This window comes from Rhodothermales bacterium, from assembly GCA_034439735.1.
In the GTDB taxonomy this organism is placed as follows: Bacteria; Bacteroidota; Rhodothermia; order Rhodothermales; family JAHQVL01; genus JAWKNW01.
Genome location: JAWXAX010000128.1, coordinates 1 through 7212, shown reverse-complemented (window position 1 = coordinate 7212; position 7212 = coordinate 1). Strand labels below are relative to the sequence as shown.

Genomic DNA, 7212 nt, shown 5'->3' with positions numbered 1-7212 from the left:
GATCGGCGGCGAGGAGAAGACGCTGCCAGCCGGCCGCGTCGATGAGTCGGCAGGTCGAGCCGTCCGTGCGGAGGCCGGCGCCGACAACCGCCCAGGTGGGGCCGAGGAGGCAGGTTTCGGGAAGGCCGCCGGCGGCCACGTAGCCGGCGGGCCATTCGGTTTCAAACAAAAAACCAGGAGCCTGGCGGGCCAGGCTCCTGGTTCGAGATACAGCGGCCGGATCGGGCCCGACACAGCCCATCAGCCAGCTCATGGGCGGATCCGGATCAACCTTTCGCTTTCAACTCGGCCTGGGCGGCCGCGAGGCGAGCGATAGGGACACGGAAGGGCGAGCACGAGACGTAGTTCATGCCCACTTCGTAGCAGAAATGGACCGACATCGGGTCGCCGCCGTGTTCGCCGCAGATGCCCACCTTGAGGTTCGGGCGCGTCGAGCGGCCGCGGTCCGTACCCATCCGGATCAGCTGCCCGACGCCCTCGCGGTCGAGCGTCTGGAACGGATCGTCGGGCAGGATCTTGGATTCGACGTACTGCGGGAGGAACCGGCCGGCGTCGTCGCGGCTGTACCCGAAGGTCATCTGCGTCAGGTCGTTCGTGCCGAACGAGAAGAACTCCGCCTCCTGGGCGATCTCGCCGGCGATGAGCGCCGCGCGCGGGATCTCGATCATCGTACCGATGAGGTATTCGATCTTCGCGCCTTTTTCGGCGAACACCTTCTCCGCCGTGGCGAGGATGATGTTTTTCTGGTTGACGAACTCTTCCACCGTGCCGATCAGCGGCACCATGATTTCGGGCAGCACTTTCACGCCTTCCTGGCTCAGCTCGACGGCCGCTTCGAGGATGGCGCGGGCCTGCATCTCCGTGATTTCCGGGTAGGTGATCCCCAGCCGGCAGCCGCGATGCCCGAGCATCGGGTTGAACTCGGAGAGGGCTTCGACCTGGGCTTCAATCTCGGCGACCGTGATGCCCATTTCCTTCGCCATCTGCTCCTGGCCTTCCGCGTCGTGCGGGAGAAACTCGTGCAGGGGCGGGTCCAGCAGGCGGATGGTGACCGGCTTGCCGGCCATCTCCTTGAAGAGCCCGAGGAAGTCTTTCTTCTGGTGGGGGAGGAGCTTCAGCAACGCGGTACGGCGGTCCTTCTCGGTCTTCGCGAGGATCATCTCGCGCATGTTGATGATGCGATCTTCCTCAAAAAACATGTGCTCGGTGCGGCAGAGGCCGATCCCTTCGGCGCCGAACTCGATGGCCTTGGCGGCGTCCGCCGGGGCATCTGCGTTCGTGCGGACGCCCATCGTGCGGAAGGTATCGACCCAGCTCATGAACGTCCCGAAGTCGCCGCTGAGCGTCGGGGCGACGAGCGCCTCCTGGCCCTTGACGACCTCACCCGTCGAGCCGTTGATCGAGATCCAGTCGCCTTCCTTGATTTCAATCTTGCCGTTGGTGAACGATTTCGTCTTGTAGTTGATGACGACCTGGGCGCAGCCGGCCACGCAGGGCTTGCCCCAGCCGCGGGCCACGACGGCCGCGTGGGAGGTCATGCCGCCGCGCGAAGTGAGGATGCCCTGCGCCGCGTCCATGCCGCCGACGTCTTCCGGGCTGGTTTCGATGCGGACGAGGATGACCTTCCGGCCGGCGGTTTTGGCATCCTCCGCCTCATGGGCCGAGAACACCACCTGACCGACGGCCGCGCCCGGAGAGGCCGGCAGACCCTTCGCGATGACGCGCGATGCGTAGCCCGCTTCGTCCTTGAAACGCGGGTGTAGGAGCTGGTCCAGGTGCCGGGTCTCGACGAGGTCGCGCACGGCTTCCTTCTTCGTTACCAGCCCTTCACGCACCATATCCACCGCGATCTGGATGGCCGCGGCGCCGGTACGTTTGCCCGAGCGCGTCTGCAGGATGTACAGCTTGCTGTTCTGCACCGTGAACTCGATGTCCTGCATGTTTTTGTAGTGCTTCTCGAGCAGGCTCATCGTGTGGATGAGCTCCCGATAAGCCACGGGCAGTTCGCGCTCCATGAGCGTCATCTCGTGCGGCGTGCGGATGCCGGCCACGACGTCTTCGCCCTGGGCGTTGATCAGGTACTCGCCATAAGGCAGGTTCTCGCCGGTCGACGGGTTGCGGGTGAAACAAACGCCCGTGCTACAGTCGTCGCCCATGTTGCCGAACACCATGGACTGGACGTTCACGGCGGTGCCGATCAGGCCGCGGATCTTGTTGATCGTGCGGTACTTGACGGCGCGGTCACTATCCCACGAGTTGAACACGGCATTGACCGAGTAGCGGAGCTGCTCGTACGGATCGCTGGGGAACATGTCGCCCTTGTGCTGGCGATAAATCGCCTTGTAGCGATCGACCAGGATGCGCAGGTCGGCGGCCGTGAGGTCGATGTCGTTCTCCACGCCGCGTTCGTGTTTGAGGGCCTCGATGGCTTCCTCGAAGTGCTCGTGGTCGACGCCCATGACCACATCGCCGAACATGTCGATGAAGCGGCGATACGAGTCAAACGCGAAGCGCTCGTTGTTCGTCAGCTTCGCCAGGCCCTCCACCACCTCGTCGTTCAGACCCAGGTTGAGGACGGTGTCCATCATGCCCGGCATCGAAACGGCGGCGCCGCTACGAACGGAGACGAGGAGGGGATTCGCGGGGTTGCCGAAGCCGGCTTTCATCATCCGCTCGAGGCCGGCGATGCCCTGGCGCACCTGCGCCTCCAACTCGGCCGGCCACGTGTGCTTGTGCTCGTTATAGTACTTGCAGCATTCCGTGGTAATCGTAAAACCCGGAGGAACCGGAAGACCAATCGCGCTCATGTCGCCCAGATTGGCCCCTTTTCCGCCCAGGAGCGATTTCATTTCCCGGGTCCCTTCGGACTTACCGTCTCCAAATAGATAAACATATTTCGTGCGGTCACTCATACGTAGGTTCCTCCTGTCAAGAGTCTTTTGATGGCTGCAAGGTGTGGGTCCCGATTCCGTCAGCGGATGGCAGGCGGGTCCCGATCGTGAGGTGAGCGGGGGTGGCTCGTCGACTTCGGCGGGTGGCCTGCAAGTCAATAGCGGCCGGCTTCCGCACCCAAAAAGCGCGTAAAGTACGGCACTGCCAAATCAAGAAGTCAACGCGGTGTTCCGCCTTCCTGAAAGATTATCCCGGATTCCTGTAAAAATGATGCGGCGAGTTCGGCGTTCCGAGAGAACCCAGCACCCAGAACCCAGCACCCAGAACCCAGCACCCAGAACCCAGCACCCAGAACCCAGAACCTCAATACAGGCTCCGGTCCTCCAGCGGTTGTGTGTACAGCACGGTCCGCCGGTCCGGCAGCATGGGGTAGATTGCTATAAACAGGACGACAAGCGCCGCGAGGGCAATCGTCGGTGGAAACTCGGTTTCGGTGAAAAGGGCCGTGTTGAACCAGAGCGCATGGACCCCGACAGCGATATAGAGATTTTTCGTGCGTAAGAAGATCAGCGAATTGAGGGTGCTCAACGCTACAATGGACAGGATCGTGCTCGTGAGATGGTATTCGTTCCCCTCGCCGAAATCCATCAGGGGGATCTGGATGATGATGTAGATCAACTGCGAGATGACGACCGCCAGCACCAGGTTCATGCCGGCGTCGAACGGGACAAAGCGCTGGAGCTTCGTATGCAGCTGGGGGATCAGCAGGCCCCGGTATACAATTTCGTCGAACAGCGCCTTGGTGACCGCGAATAGAACCAGCAGCCCGATGCCGCGCAGCGGTTCCAACCCCGCCATGGCGCTGGAGAACCGGATGAACCCTTCGGACAAGAAGCCGGCGATCATCATCGACAGCTGCAGAAACGCCCAGAGGAAGACCGTCGCGAGAATGCCGGCCGGGATGTTACGCATCCATAACCCCAGCTCACTCGGTTTGAAGTGCCCGATCCAAAGGATCAAACCGATCGCGATAAACGCGATTTTGATAAAACTTAACGAAATGAGGGGTCCGACCAGCCCGTTCGAAATGTCTAGTAGGGTATCTAGCGGGTAATGGAGGAACGAAATGTACAGCCGATTGAGCAGGAGGTCGACCAACAATACGATGAGCAAAAGCAACATCGGGGCTTCGCGTACATCGCGGAATAGCCAGGTTCGGAACGCGTGTGCTGCAGCCATCTCCAGGGGGCGGATGAGAATGAAGGCAGCAAGATACGCTTTTTGTGGCGATATGCACCTCCCCGTCCGCCGGCTCTGTCGCGTGTCTGGAACGTTGTCATCGCCACGGCGTGAGACCTCGGCACTTAAAAATTCCGCTGGCGCCCGTCTCGAAGCGCACCGCTTCGCCCGCTCTCCTCGCGAACGTATTACCTCGTCTTTATGAAGCGACTGGTTGTTGTTGAATCCCCCACCAAGGCTCGGACCATCCGTAGATTCCTGCCCGAGGGCGAGTTTCGCGTCGAAGCCAGTATGGGGCACGTACGCGATCTGCCGGCCTCCGCGGACCAGATTCCCGAGCACCTCAAAGACAAAGACTGGGCCCGCCTCGGCGTCAATGTGGACGATGGGTTTCAGCCGATCTACGTCGTCCCACCCGACAAACGGAAGGTCGTCAAGGAATTAAAGGCGGCGCTGAAGGACGTCGACGAGTTGTATATCGCGACGGACGAGGACCGCGAGGGGGAGTCGATCGGGTGGCACCTCCTGCAGGTGCTCGAGCCCAAGGTCCCCGTCCGGCGGATGGTGTTCCACGAGATCACCCGCGAAGCCATCCTGGATGCGCTGGAACATACGCGGGAGATGGACAACAACCTGATCGACGCCCAGGAGACGCGGCGCGTCCTGGATCGCCTCGTCGGGTACTCGATCTCGCCGCTTCTGTGGAAAAAGATCGCCCCGAAACTCTCCGCCGGCCGCGTGCAGAGCGTCGCTGTCCGCCTCATCGTGCTCCGCGAAAAGGAGCGCATGCTGTTTGTCCCGGCTACCTACTGGGACATCAAGGCCTCCCTTCGGAAAGATACAAAGACGTTCGACGCCGTGATGACGCATCACCAGGGCGTCCGGCTCGCGTCCGGTAAGGATTTCGACGACGAAACGGGCAAGCTCAAGGAGGGCGTCATCGCCGGCAAGGACGTGTTGTTGATGACCGGCGCCGACTCCCGCGCGCTGGCCACGCGGCTTGCCGGGGCCCCTTGGCGGGTCGCCCAGGTGGAGGAAAAGCTATCGATCCGCAAGCCGGCGCCACCGTTTATCACCTCTACACTCCAGCAGGAGGCCAGCCGCAAGTTGAAGCTCTCCGCCCGCGATACCATGCGTGTGGCGCAGCAGCTCTACGAACAAGGCTACATCACCTACATGCGTACCGACTCGACGCAGCTCTCCGGCGAGGCGATCGACGCCAGCCGGCGCGCCATCACGCAGCGGTATGGTAAGGAATACCTGTATCCGACCGTCCGCCTCACCGGCGGCAAGGTCCGCAATGCCCAGGAAGCCCACGAGGCCATCCGCCCCGCCGGCAGCGCGATGAAAACGCGCGACGAACTGGGCCTGAAGGGGGTCGAAGGCGCCCTGTACGATTTGATCTGGAAACGCACCGTCGCCACCCAGATGGCCGACGCCCGCCTCCGCATGGTCACGGCCCGCATCGAAGCCGGCACGCCGGACGACCTCGCGATCTTCCGCGCCTCGGGCAAAACGATCGAGTTTCCGGGTTTCTTCCGCGCCTACGTCGAAGGCAGCGACGACCCGGAGGCCGCGCTGGAGGACCAGGACCAGCCGTTGCCGGACCTTAAGGAAGGCGACACGCCGGAGTGCCGCAAGGTGGAAGCAGAAGGCCACGAGACGAAGCCGCCGGCACGGTATACCGAGGCGAGCCTCATCAAGAAACTGGAAGATGAGGGCATCGGCCGGCCAAGCACCTACGCCACGATCATCGACACGATCATCGGCCGCGGATACGTCAGCCGGAAAAACAATCAGTTGATCCCGACCTTTACCGCCTTCGCCACGAACGCGGTCCTCGAGCAGCAATTCGATCAGCTCGTGAACGTGGGATTTACGGCGCGGATGGAGGAGGAGCTGGACAACATCGCCGCCGGGTCGGCGAAGTCACTCCCGTACTTAAAGACGTTCTACCAGGGCAAAATGGGCCTTGAAGGCCTCGTGGAAGGGGGGCTCGACCGGATCGACGCCCGCAGCGTGTCGACTGTGACCTCGCCGCACTGGGGGGAGTACGTGGTGCGTGTCGGCCGCTACGGACCGTACGCGGAGCGCGAGGTGTCCGGAGAGCGCCTGACGGCGTCGCTGCCGGCCGATGTCGCGCCGGCGGATCTGACGCTCGAAATGCTGGAGTCCATCGTTGCCCAGGGTAATGAGGAGGACCGCGTTCTCGGCGTTGATCCCACGGCCAATGAGCCTATTTTGCTCAGAAATGGACCCTACGGCGTCTACCTCCAACTGGGCGACGACGAAAAGAACGGGAAGCCCAAACGCATCTCACTGCCGAAGCACATCACGCCGGAGGAGGTGGATATGGAGATAGCGCTGGCGCTGCTGGCCCTCCCGCGCGAACTCGGCAAACACCCGGGCACACAGCAGCCGGTCCTGGCGCATATCGGGCGTTATGGGCCGTATGTCCAACACGGGCGCGTGTATGCATCGCTGACGGAGGAGGACGATGTCCTGTTCGTCGAGCTCGATCGCGCGCTGGAGCTGATCCTTAAGAAAGAAGGGAAGTCACAGGCCCTGCGGGTCATGGGCAACCACCCGGAGTCCGGCGAACCGATTGAGATCCTGGATGGACGGTATGGGCCGTACGTAAAGCACCAGAAGGTCAACGCGTCGCTGCCGAAGGGGACGGCGCCGGAGAGCCTGACGATGGAGCAGGCGCTGGAGTTGCTGGCGAGCCGAGCCGGCTCGAAGAAGGGGAGTGCGAAAAAAGCCGGCGGCAGGAAGAGTGCCGCGACGAAGACCGCCGCTCCGAAAACCGGCGCTAAAAAGGCGCCCGCCAAAAAAGCCGCGGCACCAAAAACTGCCACTAAAAAGACCGCCGCTAAAAAAACGACCCCTAAAAAAGCATCCGACGATGCGGAAGCCCCAAAGCCGGTAGCCCGTCGCAAGAAATCCTGAGAAGCTGTTGGGATTTCCACAATCAAAGGCATAGTCATCCCCCGGTCAAAGCCGGGGGCAGGCTCCCGCGAAGGCGGGAAACGAGCGAAGCGACTTACGAAGTAATCCAGCCATCAGACTGGCATTTTTCTG

General features: G+C 62.1%; 4 protein-coding genes. 1 reads left to right on the top strand and 3 read right to left on the bottom strand.

Going from position 1 to position 7212, the window contains the following annotated elements; genetic code table 11:
* From SH809_10390 to SH809_10380, 3 genes are all read right to left on the bottom strand, one after another.
* Positions 1-253, bottom strand: a 253-nt coding sequence (locus tag SH809_10390) for a hypothetical protein (protein MDZ4700103.1), incomplete at its 3' end; no start/stop codon positions are given.
* A gap of 13 nt (positions 254-266) precedes the next feature.
* A complete protein-coding gene (gene ppdK, locus SH809_10385) occupies positions 267-2912 on the bottom strand; it encodes a pyruvate, phosphate dikinase (GenBank protein ID MDZ4700102.1) in 2646 nt (881 codons plus the stop codon).
* 343 nt (positions 2913-3255) lie between these two features.
* Complete coding sequence (locus SH809_10380; GenBank protein ID MDZ4700101.1) at positions 3256-4131, bottom strand: CPBP family intramembrane glutamic endopeptidase; 876 nt, start codon at positions 4129-4131, stop codon at positions 3256-3258.
* A 201-nt stretch (positions 4132-4332) separates the two neighbouring features.
* On the opposite strand from SH809_10380, the gene topA reads away from it, so the two are divergent.
* Positions 4333-7080, top strand: coding sequence for a type I DNA topoisomerase (gene topA / locus SH809_10375; GenBank protein MDZ4700100.1), 2748 nt, complete (start codon positions 4333-4335; stop codon positions 7078-7080).
* Positions 7081-7212: the final 132 nt, after the last annotated feature.

Coding starts and splice junctions, on each gene's coding strand:
- ppdK (MDZ4700102.1), bottom strand. CDS start 2,912: ATGAGTGACCGCACGAAATATGTTTATCTATTTGGAGACGGTAAGTCC.
- topA (MDZ4700100.1), top strand. CDS start 4,333: ATGAAGCGACTGGTTGTTGTTGAATCCCCCACCAAGGCTCGGACCATC.
- SH809_10380 (MDZ4700101.1), bottom strand. CDS start 4,131: ATGGCTGCAGCACACGCGTTCCGAACCTGGCTATTCCGCGATGTACGC.